17 protein-coding genes and 1 other annotated feature are annotated in these 19,260 nt (G+C 37.2%); of the genes, 6 read left to right on the top strand and 11 right to left on the bottom strand.

Going from position 1 to position 19,260, the window contains the following annotated elements; genetic code table 11:
• Window positions 1-246 precede the first annotated feature (246 nt).
• Window positions 247-849, top strand: coding sequence for a 30S ribosomal protein S4 (gene rpsD, locus ACQKN2_RS08865; RefSeq protein WP_197144667.1), 603 nt, complete (start codon window positions 247-249; stop codon window positions 847-849).
• A 440-nt stretch (window positions 850-1,289) separates the two neighbouring features.
• On the opposite strand, the gene ACQKN2_RS08870 is transcribed toward rpsD, so the two are convergent.
• The 7 genes from ACQKN2_RS08870 to ACQKN2_RS08900 form a co-directional block, all read right to left on the bottom strand.
• Window positions 1,290-1,475 (bottom strand): hypothetical protein, encoded by a 186-nt coding sequence (locus tag ACQKN2_RS08870; RefSeq protein WP_427414651.1) that lies wholly within the window; start codon window positions 1,473-1,475, stop codon window positions 1,290-1,292.
• 310 nt (window positions 1,476-1,785) lie between these two features.
• The gene (locus tag ACQKN2_RS08875; RefSeq protein WP_427414728.1) at window positions 1,786-2,280 is read right to left on the bottom strand and encodes a DUF3267 domain-containing protein; all 495 of its coding nucleotides are present in this window, start codon (window positions 2,278-2,280) and stop codon (window positions 1,786-1,788) included.
• Window positions 2,281-2,750: 470 nt separating this feature from the next.
• On the bottom strand, window positions 2,751-3,146 hold the full coding sequence (locus ACQKN2_RS08880) for a sigma factor-like helix-turn-helix DNA-binding protein (RefSeq protein WP_427414652.1): 396 nt from the start codon (window positions 3,144-3,146) through the stop codon (window positions 2,751-2,753).
• A gap of 656 nt (window positions 3,147-3,802) precedes the next feature.
• Window positions 3,803-4,429, bottom strand: a complete 627-nt coding sequence (locus tag ACQKN2_RS08885) for a hypothetical protein (protein WP_427414653.1) — start codon at window positions 4,427-4,429, stop codon at window positions 3,803-3,805.
• Between the two features lie 234 nt (window positions 4,430-4,663).
• On the bottom strand, window positions 4,664-5,527 hold the full coding sequence (locus tag ACQKN2_RS08890) for a CPBP family glutamic-type intramembrane protease (protein WP_427414654.1): 864 nt from the start codon (window positions 5,525-5,527) through the stop codon (window positions 4,664-4,666).
• 3 nt (window positions 5,528-5,530) lie between these two features.
• Complete coding sequence (locus tag ACQKN2_RS08895; protein WP_427414655.1) at window positions 5,531-5,686, bottom strand: hypothetical protein; 156 nt, start codon at window positions 5,684-5,686, stop codon at window positions 5,531-5,533.
• Window positions 5,673-6,122, bottom strand: coding sequence for a TetR/AcrR family transcriptional regulator (locus ACQKN2_RS08900; protein ID WP_427414656.1), 450 nt, complete (start codon window positions 6,120-6,122; stop codon window positions 5,673-5,675). Before ACQKN2_RS08900 ends, ACQKN2_RS08895 begins: the two co-directional genes overlap by 14 nt.
• A gap of 205 nt (window positions 6,123-6,327) precedes the next feature.
• Here ACQKN2_RS08900 and ACQKN2_RS08905 point away from each other — a divergent pair, with 205 nt between their 5' ends.
• From ACQKN2_RS08905 to ACQKN2_RS08915, 3 genes are all read left to right on the top strand, one after another.
• Window positions 6,328-6,699 carry a hypothetical protein gene (locus ACQKN2_RS08905; protein ID WP_427414657.1) on the top strand — a complete coding sequence of 124 codons (372 nt, stop codon included), beginning with the start codon at window positions 6,328-6,330 and terminating at the stop codon, window positions 6,697-6,699.
• 397 nt (window positions 6,700-7,096) lie between these two features.
• Window positions 7,097-8,302: an iron-containing alcohol dehydrogenase gene (locus tag ACQKN2_RS08910; protein WP_427414658.1), complete on the top strand. Its 1,206-nt coding sequence runs from the start codon at window positions 7,097-7,099 to the stop codon at window positions 8,300-8,302.
• Between the two features lie 120 nt (window positions 8,303-8,422).
• Complete coding sequence (locus ACQKN2_RS08915) at window positions 8,423-9,232, top strand: cobalamin-binding protein (RefSeq protein ID WP_427414659.1); 810 nt, start codon at window positions 8,423-8,425, stop codon at window positions 9,230-9,232.
• 416 nt (window positions 9,233-9,648) lie between these two features.
• Here the strand turns inward: ACQKN2_RS08915 and tyrS are convergent, their stop codons facing one another.
• Complete coding sequence (tyrS, locus tag ACQKN2_RS08920) at window positions 9,649-10,917, bottom strand: tyrosine--tRNA ligase (RefSeq protein ID WP_427414660.1); 1,269 nt, start codon at window positions 10,915-10,917, stop codon at window positions 9,649-9,651.
• 73 nt (window positions 10,918-10,990) lie between these two features.
• Window positions 10,991-11,194, bottom strand: a binding site (T-box leader).
• Window positions 11,195-11,296: 102 nt separating this feature from the next.
• Between tyrS and ACQKN2_RS08925 the strand changes: the two genes are divergently transcribed.
• A complete protein-coding gene (locus ACQKN2_RS08925) occupies window positions 11,297-14,452 on the top strand; it encodes a transglycosylase domain-containing protein (protein ID WP_427414661.1) in 3,156 nt (1,051 codons plus the stop codon).
• A 91-nt stretch (window positions 14,453-14,543) separates the two neighbouring features.
• Entirely contained in the window at window positions 14,544-15,425 is an 882-nt protein-coding gene (locus ACQKN2_RS08930; RefSeq protein WP_427414662.1) for an NAD-dependent epimerase/dehydratase family protein, read from the top strand.
• A 520-nt stretch (window positions 15,426-15,945) separates the two neighbouring features.
• Here ACQKN2_RS08930 and ACQKN2_RS08935 read toward each other — a convergent pair.
• The 3 genes from ACQKN2_RS08935 to argJ form a co-directional block, all read right to left on the bottom strand.
• Window positions 15,946-17,076: an acetylornithine transaminase gene (locus ACQKN2_RS08935; RefSeq protein WP_427414663.1), complete on the bottom strand. Its 1,131-nt coding sequence runs from the start codon at window positions 17,074-17,076 to the stop codon at window positions 15,946-15,948.
• A gap of 177 nt (window positions 17,077-17,253) precedes the next feature.
• Window positions 17,254-18,027 (bottom strand): acetylglutamate kinase, encoded by a 774-nt coding sequence (argB, locus tag ACQKN2_RS08940; RefSeq protein ID WP_427414664.1) that lies wholly within the window; start codon window positions 18,025-18,027, stop codon window positions 17,254-17,256.
• A complete protein-coding gene (gene argJ, locus ACQKN2_RS08945; RefSeq protein WP_427414665.1) occupies window positions 17,990-19,222 on the bottom strand; it encodes a bifunctional glutamate N-acetyltransferase/amino-acid acetyltransferase ArgJ in 1,233 nt (410 codons plus the stop codon). The genes argB and argJ overlap by 38 nt, the downstream gene beginning before the upstream one ends.
• Window positions 19,223-19,260: the final 38 nt, after the last annotated feature.

A 19,260-nucleotide genomic window follows, 5' to 3' on the forward strand; every position in this document is an offset into this window, starting at 1 on the left:
CGTCTATGTAATAAGCAGTTACAATGAAGTTTGTGTAAAATAAACGCAGCAGTGGTATGAGCTTATTACTGTATTTTATTCCTCTATTTTATTTCGGTTAACTAAACAGATTCAAATAGATGGTGTATTGTGTAACCTAACGGCTGCATAGGCGAAAATACATGAAAATAAAATGCGTATAAGAATGGGTACTACTGGTTTATGTTTTACAACAAAAAAACCAAATTTAAAGGAGGAGACAACAATATGTCTCGTTATACAGGTCCATCTTGGAAATTATCACGTCGTCTTGGTATCTCACTAAGCGGTACAGGTAAAGAAATCGAAAAACGTCCTTACGCACCAGGTCAACACGGCCCAAACCAACGTAAAAAATTATCAGAATACGGTTTACAACTTCAAGAAAAACAAAAACTTCGTCACATGTACGGCATGAACGAACGTCAATTCCGTACTCTATTTGACCGCGCTGGTAAAATGAAAGGTGTACACGGTGAAAACTTCATGATCCTTCTTGAAACTCGCCTTGACAACCTAGTTTACCGTTTAGGTTTAGCTCGTACTCGTCGTGGATCTCGTCAATTAGTAAACCACGGCCACATCTTAGTAGATGGCAAACGCGTTGATATCCCTTCATACAGCGTAAAACCAGGTCAAACGATTTCTCTTCGTGAAAAATCTCAAAACCTTGCTGTAGTAACAGAAGCAATCGAAGTAAACAACTTCGTACCTGACTACTTAACATTTGATGCTGACAAAAAAGAAGGTACATTCACTCGCCTACCAGAGCGTTCTGAATTATCAGCTGAAATCAACGAAGCATTCATCGTAGAGTACTACTCTCGTTAATTAAATTACTCTGCAAAGAGTAGTTTAGAAAACCCTAGAAAACCTTTTATAACAAGGTTCTCTAGGGTTTTTGCTTTTTATCGACAATGCACAACAATGCATTAAAAACCATTGTTTCGGGGCTGAATTGTGGCTAGTTATTAATGCTTTTGTAATGGTGACAACAATATATCTAATTAATGGTTGAGAGTATTCTTCAATCTTTTTTATTTCGCCTCCCACAAAAAGCATCTGCCGTAGCAAGTGTTTTCTAAAAAAGACGGTCTAGAATTCGGCACATCTTTTCACCCAGTTATTTCTCTGATTGAAGATCTTTAGTTCAATAAGAAAAAAAGAGCTGCCTATGCAACTCAATGATCTTCAAGTAAAACACCCGTTCGTTCAATAACAAATTCATTTGCATTTTATAGTATCGTCCTGACAACCTTCCAAGGGATCTTCTATATAACACCAATCCTTATTGTTAACTCCAAGCTCTTTGCAATATTCTTCTCCTCTTCAATATTTTCAAAGCAACAATCTGCAAAGCAAGCTGTGTCTTCTATGGTGTCGTACAAAAACACATTGGTTTCATCAGTTGAAGCAAAAATCATAACTTTACATATGTTACTTCCTTCTTCTTTCAAAAAAGCATACTTCCTCATTTACCCACCCTCTCTTATAATCTCTTTCTTAACTTACCCCTTATTCAGCTAACCTGCTCCGTAGTTTAAGTAAAATTTTTCACATGATAAACTTCAAATATCCATAAAAAAACCACCTCAAAAATTAACTAAAGAGGTGATTTTTATCAAACTTTATTACAAATTATCAATCTTTATTATAAACGATCAATCTTTTTTACAAAGCTACAACTTAATCAGTCTTTTCACTTCCGAATATCGTAAGTTTAACCTAACGCCTTTAGTTTAAACGTATTTGAGTAACCCTTTAATACTATTTCACTCGATAATAACCTCTGCAAAATTCCGAGTTCTTCGGTTTAATTGCAATTAAAAATGAATTTACGATATCTGAGGAGGAAATCACCGAGTTTATCCAACTTACAAATAATATGATTGATTTGATATTTCCTGATACATAGAACGACATAATGCCAGGAACCACCGATAATACAATAAACGGCAAGCTCATAAAGACCAAAAACCTCATTTTGGAAAGGATTGCGTTTGTATTTAACCAAAAAAATATTCCGCTAAATGTTAAGCTAATATCACCTATTTTGTTTATAACTAAAATGTGTAGACATTCGTGAATGACGAAGACAAAGACACCTATTAAAATGAGAGGAAATATACTAATATGAGTGAACCCTGTTCCAAAGAAATTGGGTATCAGAAAAATGATAATCTGAAGTAGATATACAAACTTCATATAATGTTTTCGATACCAATTATTCTGTATGAAAGAAGTCCATTTTGATAAATCCATACTTTTCGGTGGTAAGTGTCGAAACCACATTATCATAAGTGTTCCCCTCGCTCATCATTTAATCTACTAACATCGATATAAAACTTCACAAATTCAATATGTTTATTTTAACATAAAATCCCAAAAAAAGCATTCTACTGCACATCATTTTTTATAAAAAAGGCTCTCCTTTTAATCAGCTTTTTGTTAGTAGCTATTTGTTAGTAACTATTTGTTAGTAGCTATTTGGTTCGGTTATGAGCAGGAGGTATTCTGACATGACACACCATTCTTTAACTGTTACTTTCATTTCCTCTCCCATTTCTAAATGTCGGTTATTTCTATTAAGCAATTTCAAAATGGAATGATAAAACTATCAAGTCACACATTTTACTTTTCAAATGAGTGACTTTGCTTAAAATGAATTTACATCCCACCAAAACAGAACACACGTTCTTTTGTGGCGATAAAAAAATAGCCATATCGGCAAATTATATATATTTGTTCATACCATAGTAAAATCTTTTATTAATGATATAAACAATTTCATCATCTTTTTCAGTATTGGAAAACAACTTTTTTTCCTCACTGTATAGCAAATGACTAATACCGTGGAAAATTTTCTCTAATGCATTTTTGCGAATAACATATATCATTTGCTGACTATAATTCATCTCCTGAGCTACCTTAACTATAGTCCAGCCTTTTAAATATCTATATTTGATAAAGGCAACTTCTTTTTCTGGCATTATGTTTAATAACTCACTAATACATATAGCTATCATTTGATTTTTGGTTAAAGTTCCGACTTTTTCTTTATATATATATGGATACAATTTCAAATATTCTTCTACTAATTTATCTAATTTGCGTCCATTCTTCTTCATTTCTATTTCCCCTTCCCCTATTTTTCTGTTCCAAATTAATTCTTAACATTAATTATATTTAATCTTCGTTCTTGATATTTGTGTTTTTAAGTCCATTTGTTCTAATCGCTATTTCTATGTTCTTCATAGCGTTGCCCAATTTAACGAGTAATACCATTGAAACTACAATCGAGAATCACAACTCGATAATAGATTTATAAAATCAACATATTTCAAAACATCCACTAAACAAAAAACATACGTTCTATTTTTAAGATTAACTATACTATAAATTCACATTGTATTACAATAAATAACGAAAATAAGGTATCATGAAGTGAAATGGATTAATTAAATAATTTTTTGAGGTGAGACATGGAATTCGACATGATTATGAATATATATTTATTTGTTTTCGGCCTTATCCTCGCTCTAAAAATAATTCTTTCTTTAATTTTCAAACAAAAAAAACGACTTATTAATTTACTTTCAAATTTGAGTATTCTCTTGTTATTAAGCATTTTTATTTTCATTATAAGAGATACTTTATTTACAAATTTCGGGTTTTTAGATTTGGTAGTAATATTAATTTTGCTTGCCTGCTATATCTTCTTTTTTTATCAACTTTATAACTATTTAAAAAAAGCACATGTTTAACATGTGCTTTTAATCTTTTATTATCGTTGATATGTCAAGTATTTTGCAGTAGTTACTTTATCTTGATAAATTGCTCCATTTTTCGCTTTATATGAAAGTGTTGTTTTAACTCCATCCGTAACAGGTTCGATTTTCGTAGTAATCTTATCTCCCACTTTTGGAGTTGGAAATGGCTCATACTTAGTGTCATGAACCCAAACATCTCTTATTGAAGCACCTACTGAAATTACCGTAGCCGTAACAGATACAACTAAAAAACTCACAAAACCTAATACTCCAAAAGTTGCTATTGAAATTGAAGCTTCTTTTTTCCACTGAAGAATATCTGCTGCTGTGAACTCATGTGTCGATGAAGTTGATTTTGATAAATGAACTTTACAGTAAGCTACGTCATACGTATTACCTTTATTTGACTTAATATGAACTTTGTATTCACCAAAATACGGGGTTTCAACCGTTAAAGAATCTTTTGCAGTCGTTTGACTATACTCTTTTGAAAAAATAATTTTTCCATCTCCTGGCCGTTGCACTTGAATTGATCCGCCGTAACCAATACCACCACTTTTACTCCAAGAAATGCTTAAACTTTTTATCCCTGTTTTAGATACCTTTAAACTGAAATCTGAATTACCATTATTAATTGCCATAAAAAACTCCTCCTTGTGTTGTTGTTTTTTGGAACAACTTAATCATAAGGTTTTTTTTAGGCTTAAAACTCTGTAAAAAATACTACGTTATTTCATGATTTATCTATTAAAACTCTATTGTGTAATCTATCATTTTCTATATAATACTAAACAAAAAAGGATACTTTAATAATAAAAATCCTAGAAGCCTTGTTAGATTAATAGCACCTAGAACTTTTATTCATTGCTAAATTTTCAAATTTTAACAATAGCTGTTGTAGTAGATTTTAATACAATTTCCCTCTCCAGCTTTTTTCGTTTAGTTCGCAATATAATCCCAACCATTAGGTAAAGCATTGTAGTAATAATACCTGCCGTTGGAGAAACAAGAAATTCTTTTCCCTGAGCAATTTTGATATATCCATCAAGAATAAGTGGATTTACAAGTGCATCTTCTGTCATATGCATAAGGACAAGTGGCCAAATACTTTTCGTCATTAAATAAATTTCTGTATACATTACTGTCCAGCAAATCATCGTCGCAATACCTATTAATGCAAATAGCCACCTATTTACAGGAAGCACATTGAGGATATCACTTTCTGATAAGAACACTAAAAAGTATGGAATATGCCAGGCTCCCCAAACACCACCTACAATAAAATACAACCAAAAATCATTTACTTTTAACGTTAAAAGTTTACTTGTCAAATAACCTCTCCAAACTGATTCCTCAAAAAAGTTTTTAACAAATTGAATCAGTAAACCACCTACAAAAACTGAAACTAATGCATCTACATTAAAATCCGAAAAATCCATCCAGCCAAATAGATAGCTTACTAACAAAACTATAGAAGTGATGACAGGATAGACTAGGAGCGAGACAATATACCATTTTATATTACCTTTCATATTAGGTAATAAGCTTATATCTCGCCAACCATCTCCTGCAAAAACACGTAACAGTATAGTTGTCAGCAGCGGAAATACTAGCCAAATCCCCATTCCAAGTGTGTCACCTCTAGGCTGTTCAGGGATGAAGCGATCTACAAAAACACCCAGCCAACCACATAGCAAAACGACAACTATAAAGATTATTAAGTTGCGTTTAGTTTTCATTTTTCAATCCGCCTCCCTGTTTTCAAGGATTGAAATAACCCACATTGCATTGGGACAAGGAGTTTCGGGATGTAGCGCAATGTATTGGGCGATTCCTTGAATAGAACACCAAAATGCTACCGCAAGCGCTTCAGCATTTCCCTGTTTAATAAATTTCACCTAGCAATTGCCCCTTCTTTATTAATGGAATACTCTTTTTTATTAATTTATCTGCTTCAGCAAGCATTACTTTTAAATCTTCCGACAAGGAATCAAGATGTTGTGCATTCTCCATTAGCACAAACATTTTTGCTGCAGACGGGTTTGTACTGATCATGTAAATCATTTCCTCAACAGTCGCTGTAAAGATTGCCAATGGTGAATCATTAATAAAATCAAAATCCATTTTAGTTCTTTCACAGCCTATGCGAATTAGCTCTTCATAAAGCTTTTCCTTAGAGTCAAAATAGTGAAAAAGCAACCCCATGCTCATATTAGCAGCTTTAGCAATATCAGCAACTTTCGTTTCACCATACCCCTTCCGAATAAACAAATCTAATGCAGATTGTAAAATTAAGGCCTTTCGTTGTTCTTTTTGTTCTTGTCTAATGGACATTTCCTCCGCCCCTTTATTGAACATATTTTCATTGAAATATTATTAAATAAAATTAAAAATATCCCTGAAAAGTGCCCAAAAAATAAAAGATTTAATAAGTTTTCATTCCAGTTTGTAAATATTAATTAATATGTATTAATGAAAAAGGAACCCTTTTATCTTTACGGAAGTCTAAATAAAAAATATTAGAAATGAGGAGGAAATAATGGGGGTTTCTGAACTTACTGTGATGGTTTTAGTTTATAGTGGCATCATGATTTTTTTCTTAGTTCCCTTTAAAAAGCATCAAAGCAAGAAAATAAAGCGGTCAATTACTTTTAAAGAAAGTCTGCTGCACATCACTTTTCATAAAAAAGCTCTACTGGCTCTCCTTTTAATCAGCTTTTTGCTAGTAGCTATTTGGTACGGTTCTGAGCAGGAGGTATATCATTTTAATGTTCACAGTGGTTATCCTCCTATAAATTCTGATTCAAAGGCAATTTTCTATATGTGTGCATTACTCGGATATACGGTCATTCTTTATTTAGTTCTCGCATTATGGATCTCCTTAAACATTTTAAAAAGAAGGATCGAGTAATTTTAAATATTCCTATTAATTATGACGATTTTATGTACTTTAAAATAGTAATTACACAAATAAAAAACAATATTTACACTACGAATATATTAAAAACAAATTATCAGTTATTTACTATTCAATACTCCTTTAAAATAGAACACATTTCCAAAAAATATATTTTACTTTCATAGGAAAACAATTTTCAAAACGTTTTCAAATCAATACTACTAGACAATTCAACCTTTCATCATATCAAATAACCATCTAACTTTTTTGTAAAATAATAACACGAGTAAAATTAACAATTTTAATAAAAATACGAGTTGAACTTTTACAAAAAATAGAATAATATGAATTTCGAAAGGTGGTTCGCCATCATTCAAGCAATAACAATTATTTTAAAGGGGTTGGAAATATGTCAGACGTTCTAAAGCAATTTGTTATGCCGAAAACAAACTTATTTGGACCTGGAGCAATTCAAGAAGTTGGTACACGCTTAAATGATTTAGAAGTGAAAAAGACATTAATCGTAACAGATGAGGGCTTACACAAATTAGGTCTCTCTGAACAAATTGCTAACATCATTATAGCTGCTGGAATAGATGTAGCAATTTTCCCGAAAGCAGAACCGAATCCAACAGATCAAAACATTGAAGACGGGATTGCAGTGTATCATGCTGAAAACTGTGATTCAATCGTTTCTCTTGGAGGGGGTAGCGCACACGATGCAGCAAAAGGTATCGGACTTATTGCTTCGAATGGTGGACGCATTCATGATTACGAGGGCGTTGACAAATCAGAAAACCCACTGGTTCCATTAATCGCTATTAACACAACTGCTGGTACAGCAAGTGAAATGACTCGCTTCACAATTATTACGGATACAGCTCGTAAAGTGAAGATGGCCATCGTGGACAAACATGTTACTCCACTACTATCGATTAATGACCCTGAACTAATGATTGGCTTACCTCCTGCTCTAACTGCGGCAACTGGTTTAGATGCATTAACACATGCAATCGAATCATTTGTGTCGACAAACGCAACACCAATTACTGATGCATGCGCAGAAAAGGTACTTCAGCTAGTTCCTGAATATTTACCACGTGCCTATGCAAACGGTGCTGATTTAGAAGCACGCGAGCAAATGGTTTACGCACAATTTTTAGCAGGCATGGCGTTTAATAATGCATCACTTGGCTATGTGCATGCAATTGCTCATCAATTAGGTGGTTTCTATAATCTACCACACGGCGTATGTAACGCTATTTTATTGCCACATGTTTGCCGCTTCAACTTAACAGCGCGTACTGAGCGTTTTGCGAGAATCGCAGAATTGTTAGGCGAAAACGTTGAAACGTTAAGTAAACGTGATGCTGCTGAGAAAGCAATTGTAGCAATTGAAAATCTTTCTAGAGATTTGAACATTCCAAGTGGCTTCCGCGAATTAGGTGCGAAGGATGAGGATATCGAGATCTTAGCGAAAAACGCAATGCTAGATGTATGCGCTGCAACAAACCCACGTAAAGCAACGTTAGAGGAAATTAAACAAATTATTACAAATGCGATGGGTCCTGTAGCGAAAAAAGAAGAATCACTTGAAGCTATCGCACTTTCTTAATAAGTAATCAAAAGGCATGTCTCTTGCAGGCATGCCTTTTTTATTGTGGCCAGCATTCAGGCATTGTATGTGCCCCCAACACTCGTTATACTTTTCTTAAAAAGAATTGGAGATAAGAAGATGCGTTTAATCTCAATTTGTCCGAGTAATACCGAGCTTGTGGCTTATTTAGACCTGACTGATCAACTTGTTGGTGTCGATGATTTTTCGGATTGGCCATTAGCAGTAAAAGACTTACCTCAGCTTGGACCAGATTTATCAATTAATATGGATGCATTAGAAGCATTACAGCCTGATCTTGTACTCGCATCCTTAAGTGTCCCCGGCATGGAAAAAAATATTGAAGCGTTACAAGCTAGAAATATTCCCCATATTGTTTTTAATGCTAATTCATTAGAGGAGATCGCTCAAGATCTCCATACTTTAGGTAAAGCCTGCGGGGTTGAAGGGCGTGCAAAAGAAATTTCTGAGGAATATTTACAATGTATCGATTGTCTTCGCACAGTTGCTCAAACGATTCCTAAAAAACCTACTCTCTATTGGGAATGGTGGCCAAATCCTATTTTTACTCCAGGTAACATTAATTGGCTAACTGAAATTAGTGCCATTGCTGGTGGACAAAATCTGTTTCAAGATGTAGAACTAGCAAGTGTGCAAACTGATTGGGCTGATGTAGTAAGACGTGACCCAGACTATATTATGATGGCTTGGGTAGGCGTTGCCTTTGAGCGTATTCAACCAGCCAATTTATTAAAACGTTCACATGCGCAGGAGCTACAAGCCGTTAAAATGAAACAGCTTCACGTAATGGAGGAATGGCTTTATTGTCGTCCATCACCACGCCTTATAGAGGGTGCATTGAAGCTTGCGAATTTGCTTCACCCCAAAGAATATGAGCACATCAAGCTTCCTAGTTTTTTAGATAACTAAAATGAAAGTATGACCATTCGCCGAAACGAAGAGTTGATTTCCGTTCCGGCTGGGCGCTTTCCTGGGGGCGTCCGATGAGCCGCTTCGCTTCGCTGCAGGGTCTCGGGCCAACACGATGTTGGTCACGAAGGCGTTATCGCAGGATGTGATGGTCTTAGCCTTCGTTCCTCTATCGCTGATCCCCAAGGAGTCGCCCAGCCTCCACTCCAATCAACTATGTCCCTTTAATTTATAATAAATCGAAGTGCACCAACAATGTTTATCTGTGCAGAAGTGTCGACGAATACAAAGCAGAGGACGTGGCTTGACGCTCGCCCACTGGAGAGCGAGTAAAAAGATTTCCTTGACCATTTTATTTTCCAACAAAAAAACATCCCCTCAAATATTGAGGGGATGTCTTGTTGTGTGAGTCTGAATTAAACAAACTTCACCATATGGTATTTTTTCTTACCACGACGAACAATGCTGAATGCATCTTCTAAACGATCTTTGCCATCGATGACATATTCTAATTCAGTGACCTTTTCACCATTCACGCTAATCGCACCATTCGTTACGTCTTCACGAGCTTGACGTTTTGAAGGAGAAATACCCGCTTCCACAAGTAATTCCACGATGTTTTTATCTTCTTTCGCCATTTCAATAGAAGGAACATCTTTAAACGCATCCTTCATTTCATCAGCAGAAAGTGCTTTTAAGTCGCCTGAGAATAAAGCAGCCGTAATACGGATTGCTTGGTCTAATGCTTCTTGACCATGAACTAAGCGAGTCATTTCTTCAGCTAGTGCTTTTTGCGCCTTACGTAAATGTGGTTCCTCATCTACAGATACTGCTAAAGCTTCAATTTCTTCACGAGAAAGGAATGTGAAGATTTTTAAGTATTTTACAACGTCAGCATCCGAAGCATTAATCCAGAATTGGTAGAACTCATATGGAGATGTTTTCTTACTATCTAACCAAACAGCACCACCTGCTGTTTTACCGAATTTCGTACCGTCTGCTTTCGTTACTAAAGGAATTGTGATACCAAAAGCTTTCGTCTCTTCCTCATGTGTTTTACGAATAACTTCTAAACCAGTTGTAATATTACCCCACTGGTCAGAGCCACCTACTTGAATACGACAGTTGTAGTGGTTGTATAAATGATTGTAATCAATACCTTGAATTAATGTATAGGCAAACTCAGTAAATGAAATACCAGTATCAAGGCGTGATGCAATCGTATCCTTTGCTAACATGTAGTTCACGTTAATTAATTTTCCGTAATCACGTAAAAACTCAATCGTATTTATATTGCCAATCCAGTCACGGTTATTAACTAACTGAGCACCATTGCCATCTTCTGCAAATTCAAAAATACGCTCTAACTGGCTACGGATACCTTGAACATTTTTATCAATTTGCTCAACTGTTTGTAATTGGCGTTCTTCTGAGCGACCAGATGGATCTCCAATCATTCCAGTTGCACCACCAACTAATAAAATTGGACGGTGGCCCGCTTTTTGGAATCGACGTAGCGTTAAAAGAGGGACAATATGTCCAATATGCATAGAATCCGCAGTTGGATCAACACCACAGTATAAAGATACAGATTGATCATCTAATAATTTGGCCATACCTTCAGCATCAGTTTGTTGGTATAACAATCCGCGCCATTCTAAGTCTTGTAATAATTCATTCGTCATTTTTATTCCTCCTTAGTGTTTAATAATTCCGTGTAGGGAGAAACAAAAAAGTCCCTACACGCAAAACATTGCATGCAGGGACGTTATAAATTAACGCGGTACCACCCAGCTTGAAGATGTCATCCATCTTCCTCTTCATTCAACCGCCTTTATCGCAGGCGCGCACGTCTAAGCTCCAAGCACGTAATTCGTCTCTATATTATGACCAGCTTTCACCAACCGCTGGCTCTCTATACAGGGAATATAGACACTACTGCAAGCTCTTCTTCGCTAGAAAACTATAAACATTATTCTAAACGATTCTTTTTCATTGTCAATAATTATGTTCGACCTAAATCAATATGTGCTATAATAGACAAGATTTTAGGAGGTCGATACATTGAAAGATTGGATTGAGAAAATCAATGCAAAGATCGATGATTTAATTCAACAAAAATGGATGAAGAAATTACGTATTTCAGGAAGTGTTGCCTGGAACTTATTTTTACTATTTTTAGTCTTTGCATTGGTAGGCACTGTATTTGCCGGTTCAGTTGGGGCTGGCTATTTTGCTTCACTTGTAAAAGAAGAGCCACTACGCTCTAAAGAAGAATTAAGAAAAGAAATTTTCAACTACGATTCAACAAGTGAAATTTATTTTGCCAACGATATTTATATCGGAAAATTACGTACGGATTTAGACCGTCGAGTAACAACATTAAACGATGTCGCACCTGATGTTGTGAATGCGGTATTAGCGACAGAGGACGAGTATTTCCGTGAACATAACGGAATAGTTCCGAAGGCCGTCATTCGTGGGCTAGTTCAAGACGTAACCAACTCTTCCACACAAACTGGTGGCTCTACATTAACACAACAGCTTATTAAAAACCAAGTATTAACAAATGAAGTATCTTATGAACGAAAAGCAAAAGAACTTTTACTTGCAATGCGTTTAGAGCACTTTATGAAAAAGGAAGAAATTTTAGAGGCATATTTAAACATAATTCCTTACGGTCGTAATGCTTCCGGTCGAAACATTGCAGGAGTAGAAACAGCTGCTGAAGGTATTTTCGATGTAAAAGCAAAGGATTTATCGCTTCCTCAAGCAGCGTATATAGCTGGTATTCCTCAATCACCTTTTGCTTACACACCTTTCACAAATACAGGTGTACTTAAAAGTAAAGAAGCTCTTCAACCGGGTATTGATCGTATGAAAACTGTACTTTATCGTATGAAGGACGCAGGTTATATTAACGAAGCTCAATATAAAGAAGCACTTACTTACGATATCACTGCTGACTTCCGTTCACCGGAAATGCGCGCAGAAGATCGCTACCCTTGGCTAACGTATGAGCTTGAAAGTCGAGCAAAAGACATTATTGCGGAAAAACTAGCAGAAGAAGATGGTATTGATCCAGAACGCTTAAAAAATGAGAAAAAATTAAAAGATAAGTATACGATCCTAGCAGATCGTAATGTCCGCTCAAAAGGTTATCGTATCTATTCAACTATTAATAAGGATATGTACGATTCGATGCAAAAAGCAGCGGAAAACTTTCAAAATTACGGTCATACTTACACCGTTAAAGACAAAGATCCTGTAACAGGTGAAGAAATTGATGTTCAAATGCCTGCACAGGTTGGCAGTATTTTAATCGAAAATACTACTGGACGTATTTTAAGCTTTGTCGGTGGTCGTGATTTTGAATTAAAAAGTTATAACTACGCTACACAGGCAAAACGCTCAAATGGCTCAACAATGAAGCCTTTACTCGTATATGCACCTGCAATAGAATACGGTGTAATCGGTGCAGGTAGCCCATTAGTCGACGTAAAATTCTCTATTGGTAAATGGAGTCCAAACAACTATAATACTAATGATGAACGAGGACTAATCCCTGCACGTGAGGCATTAGCAGATTCACAAAACTTATCAGCTTTACGTCTATATTATAGTATTCTTAACAGACGTCCTGCCGATTACTTAGTTAAGATGGGGATCACAACCTTACAGCCTAAGGACTTCACAAACATTTCAGCTGGTATCGGAGCCGTAGAAGAAGGTATTACTGTTGAAGAGAACACCAATGCCTTTGCAACTTTTGCAAATAGTGGACAATTTATAGACTCTTATATGATTGATAGAATTGAAGACCAAAATGGAAATATCATTTATAAACACGAAGTTAAACCTGAACAAGTATTTAGTCCTGAAACTTCTTATATCATTACTGATATGTTACGAGATGTGCTAACAAAAGGAACAGGTACAGTTGCAAGAAATACATTAAAATTCTCTGCTGACTTTGCCGCTAAAACAGGTACTTCACAAGGCTACAAAGATGTTTGGTTTGTTGGTTATAACCCGAATGTTTCTCTTGGTGTATGGATGGGTTATGATAAAAATGAAACACTAGATGCATTTAATAATACGTATCAACGGCCTAGTGTGCGAATTAATAAACTATGGGGAACATTAATGAATTCTGTGTATGATGTAGATCCACAATTTATTGCCCCTAAAACTAGATTTGTGCAACCGAAGAACGTTGTCACTGCATCATTCTGTGGTATTTCTGGTTTAGCGCCATCTGCAGCATGTGCTAATGCTGGTCTCGTGCGCTCTGATTTGTTTAACGCGAAAGTATTTTTACCTTCACAAGCTGATGATAGTTTAACTTCCTCAAGCGTTGTTACGATAAAAGGTAAAACTTATAATGCCCTTCCTAGCACACCTGCAGAATTCGTAAAAGCAAGCGGTGCAGGTATTAATCAGGCATTTATTAAACGAATGCTAGGCCCACTTGGCGGTGATCCGGCCAGCCTATTACCAAAAAATTCGTCATTATCGAATTCATCGGTATCAGCTGTTAATTTCCCAGCAGATCAGAGTGCGCCAGCAGCAGTATCTGCTTCAATTAATGGGAATACATTATCTTGGACAGGTTCTTCAAATGATGTAGTCGGTTATCGAATATATAAAGTAACAGATGGTGGAAAGACCCTTGTCGGATCAGTGCTTGAATCATCACAAAGTACGACGGTCGCAAGTGGTCAAGCCTATGTTGTTGTCGCTGTAGATATTACAGGTTTAACTTCAGCGCAATCCAATACCGTTTCTACCGGTGGTAGCGCAAGTGAAAAACAACCTGAAAAAGACAAGCAAGAAGAGGTCCCACCACCTACGGACGACAAAGACCCAAACCAAAATGAAAACGGCACAGAAAATGGCAATGGGTCAGATGGTAGTAACGGGAACAGCTCTAATAACGGCAATGGTTCTGGAAACACCGGGAATGGCTCTAATAACGGCAACGGTTCTGGAAACACCGGGAATGGCTCTAATAACGGCAGCGGTTCCGGAAACACTGGAAATGGCTCTAATAACGGCAGCGGTTCCGGAAACACTGGAAATGGCTCTAATAACGGCAGCGGCTCCGGAAACACTGGAAATGGCTCTAATAACGGCAACGGTTCCGGAAGCACCGGGAATGGCTCTAACGGAGGAAACAACGGAAATACAACTCCACCGCCTACCCCACCTACACAATAAAAAACAGGCATACTACATTTAAAAGTAATTGTAGTATGCCTGTTTTTTTGTCATGATAAAGAGGACTATAAATTTGAAGGGGTGGAAGTAATTGAACATTTTAGTTTTAGGAGGCACTCGCTTTTTTGGTAAAAAGCTTGTTGAGCTTTGTCTTCAAAATGGACATAACGTAACTATTTTAACACGTGGACAAAGTGGAAATCCTTTTGGTACGAAGGTGAATCAGTTAATTGTTAATCGAGATGATACCGATTCGTTGGCACAGGTACTATCAAGCACTACATGGGATATTGTCTATGATAATATTTGCTACTCTCCGAATGAAGCTCTTAAAATATGTGAAATTTTAGAAGGTAAAACGAAAAAGCTCGTTTTTACATCTACTCTATCCACCTACCAAATAGACGGCACTATCAAAACAGAAGAAGATTTTAATCCATTTAATTATGAAGTTCGAATGGGGAATCGCGAAGATTTTTCATATGGTGAAGGTAAGCGTCAAGCAGAAGCAGTACTTTTCGAAGAAGCTACGTTCCCTGTTGTCGCTGTCCGTTTCCCAATTGTTATGGGTGAGAACGACTATACACGCCGTTTACATTTCCATGTTGAACGAATTTTACAGGAACAGCCTATTTCATTACCAAATATTGAAGCAAAAATGAGCTTTATTACAGATGACGAAGCAGCTGCATTTTTGTATTTTGCTGGCATTACACCAATTGAAGGACCCTATAATGCAACAGCAGCAGGTGCAATTTCATTAAAGGATATGCTAGGTCTTATTGAAGAAACAACCGGAAAATATGCAAAAATTTCTCTTGTAGGTGGCGATGAAAAGTCGCAATCGCCATATGGGGTTCCAGCAGATTGGTATATGTCAACTACAAAGGCAGAAGCGGCAGGCTTTACATTTAGTCACCTTCATGATTGGCTCCCTACTCTAGTGAAAACATTAGTAAAAGAGCTGCGATAAAGTGAAACTTTAATCGGTGGGGTGTTCTTTACTCCACTGATTATTTGTCTTCACCAATCGGGTTTTTACGGGCAGTTACTCTCCCGCCTAAATTCGAGGCGAGAATCTTGTACCTGACGCTTCGCTTTCGGTACAGATAAATTACTGCCCGTTAATGCGGGATAAGATTTTACTTTACTACCCAAAAGCTGCGGATGGAATTTTTAAAACGTATTCTATGTAAATAAGTTGATTGTAGTGGAGGCTGGGCAACTCCTCGGGGATCAGCGATAGAGGAACGAAGGCTAAGAGCATCACATCCTGTGATAACGCCTTCGTGACCAACATCGTGTTGGCCCGAGACCCTGCAGCGAGCAACGCGAGTGAAGCGGCTCATCGGACGCCCCCAGGAAAGCGCCCAGCCGGAACGGAAATCAACCCCACGTTATGGTGATAAGCCTTTTGTATAAGCATTAAAAATCTGCTAGACTTCTTTGCAAGAAATCTAGCAGATTTTTTATCGTATTTAATTGATCAGATGCTACAGCAGTATCGTTTTTAAAATCGCAATTGCATCATCGATCTCCTCTTTCGACACGGTTAATGGAGGTAATAGACGAATAACATTTGGCCCTGCACTTACTAATAATAAGCCATTTTCCTCTGCCGCAGTTATATACGAGGCTACCTCAGTATCGCCACAGCCAATACCAAGAAGTAAGCCCTGGCCCTGTACGGTATACGTAGAAGGGAGATTCGCTTTCAACTGCTTTACAAAATAAGTAGATAGTTCCTGTACATTTTGTAAAAATGCAGGTTCAAAGACATGATCAAGCACGGTTTCAGCAACACGCATCGCAAGTGGGTTCCCACCAAATGTTGTCCCATGTGTGCCAGGACTAAATGTATCATATAGCTCGGCTGTTCCAAGCATACTACCGACTGGGAAGCCTCCACCTAATCCTTTTGCCAATGTCACAATATGTGGCTTTAAAATCGTTTGCTCAAAAGCATATTTTGTTCCTGTTCGTCCAATACCTGTTTGAACCTCATCGATCATTAGTAATATTCCTTTGTCGTCACAGGCTTTAGCTATTGCTGCTGCGAACTCTGGTGATATACTGTTAACGCCGCCCTCACCTTGAATCATCTCCAACATAATTGCTGCGACAGAATCGTCAATCGTTGCTTCAAGTGCTGCCACATCATTAAAAGGGAGAATTGTAAATTTTTCAACAAGTGGTCCGAAGCCATTATGTACCTTGCCCTGACCTGTTGCAGACATCGCTCCAAAAGTTCGCCCATGAAAGGAATTTTCGAAAGTAATCATATGATTTTTCCCTGTATGCTTACGTGCAAGCTTGATGGCCGCTTCATTTGCTTCCGCACCACTATTACAGAAAAATGCATAAGAAAAATGTGTATCAGCTATTAATTTTTGTGCAACCTTCTCCTGACCAGGAATATCAAATAAATTAGAAATATGCCATAGCTTTTTACTTTGATCTTGAATAGCCTCCACAATCGCAGGATGTGCATGTCCAAGACTCACTACAGCGATTCCACTTATAAAATCTAAATATTTTTTCCCAGCAGAATCTTCAACAACTGTTCCTTGCCCTTTGACAATTTGGGCACGGCGTTTGCCATAGTTTCCAAATAAAGCACTCATCTTATCAACTCCTACTTAAATTCATAGCTAAAAATCTGCAATCTTACTCACTATATTTGCTTCCTCTATGCCATTAGAACGGTCATTCCTACTATAATGAAGAATAACTCTCACTGATGAGGATTTATTCATCTCCCACTGATTATCGCCCTCACCAACTCCAGCTTTTACGGTCATTTAATTCAAACCGGATAAAATCGTCGTACCTACTAAGGTTTCCCCAACAATTTGGACCGATGGAATACCTGCATTTAAGCATTCGAGAGCTCCTTGAACTTTAGGTATCATCCCACCGTAAATATGCCCCTCCTCAATCCATTGATTGATGAAGGAAGGAGTTACTTTCGATTGATATTCATCGTTAATTCGAATACCACTTACATCTGTAACAAGTATTAAGCTATCTGCATCTAAAGCCAGTGCGATTTCACTTGCTACCGTATCTCCATTAATATTCAATGCCTGACCATGTTCATCTGCTCCAACGCAAGCAATAACCGGTACTATCCCCGCACTAATTAATGATTCTAGTAAAGATGTATTGACGGTCTTTACTTCACCAACAAAACCGAATACATCTTTGTCTAGATAATCCGCTTCAATCAAATGACCATCAAATCCGTTTAAACCAATTGCAGCTATGCCTGCCGTTGTTAGTTCATGAACAAGCGCTGGATTGACCTTTCCTATTAACGTTGACTGTACGATATCAATTACAGCTTCGCTCGTAATACGAATACCGTTTAAAGCATGTGATTCTATTCCACGCTCCGCAAGTTCACGGTTAATAGCTGGGCCACCACCATGAGTAATAATAAGCTCTACACCGCTCTCTTGGAGTTTTTTAAAATTCTCAAAAAACGATTCATTTAAGCCTTCTAGCGTACTACCCCCAAGCTTAATGACCATTCGTTTACGAGCGGTATGAGGCATTGATTTGAACGTAGTCATAAGTTAGATCACATCCCCATGCATGCCCCTTGCCTTCCCCAATACCAAGTGACACACTGATTTTCACTTCGTGCATTTTTAAAATTTGAATTAATTTATCCTCTGAAAATGGAATTGGCTCACCGTTTTCAACCATCGTCACACCACCGATTTGGATCGTAATTTTTTCTGGATCAACCATTGCGCCACTATAGCCTATAGCAGCAATAATACGTCCCCAGTTTGCATCACAACCGAATACTGCCGTTTTCACAAGCGGTGAACCAACAACTGTTTTTGCAATTTTACGCGCTTCTTCATCAGACATTGCCCCTTCAACTTCAACCTCAATCAGCTTCGTTGCACCCTCACCATCTTTAGCAATCATTTTCGCTAAGTCTTGAGCTACTGTTTTCAATGTAAAGTAGAAGTTTTGCCAATCTGGATGGTTAGGCGTTAAAGCTTCATTGCCCGCTAAGCCGTTTGCCATCACAACTACTGTGTCATTCGTAGATGTATCCCCATCCACAGTAATTGCATTAAAAGTCAAATTTGTTATATCAGATAATGTTGCCTGCAGGACATCTGATTCAATATTTGCATCCGTCGTAATAAAACCTAGCATCGTCGCCATATTTGGTTCAATCATACCCGAACCTTTTGCAACTCCAGCGATAATAACCTCTTGGCCATCAACGATAGTGCTGTAACTTGTGTTTTTCATAACGGTATCTGTTGTTAATATCGCTTGGGCAAAATCAATCGCACTTTCTAAATTATCCTTTGGCTCTAACTGATTAATCCCATTTGTTACAGGCTCCATATTCATAATTTCACCGATGACACCTGTTGAGCAAACACCTACTAAATTTGCCTCGATACCAAGCTTTTCCGCCACTAGGAATTGCATTGTTTGTGCATCCTTCGCTCCTTGCTTTCCTGTACATGCATTAGCATTTCCAGAGTTGACAATCATCGCCTGCATTTTTTTCGTTGTGTACACAACCTCTTTCGTTACTTTTAATGGTGCTGCCTGCACAGCATTCATTGTAAAGACTCCTGCTACACTCGCAGGTACTTCACTGACTAATACTGCTAAATCCTTTTTCTTATGCTTTAAACCACAATGTAAACCCGCAGCTTTAAAGCCCTTTGGTGAAACAATATTTTTACTTGATAATTTTTTCATAATACTTGCGGATGCTATTAATGTCATAAAATCTTTCCTCCTTCATTAATCAATTATCCTAGAAG

The organism is Lysinibacillus sp. NPDC093688 (assembly GCF_050280145.1).
Taxonomy (GTDB): Bacteria; Bacillota; Bacilli; order Bacillales_A; family Planococcaceae; genus Lysinibacillus; species Lysinibacillus xylanilyticus_B.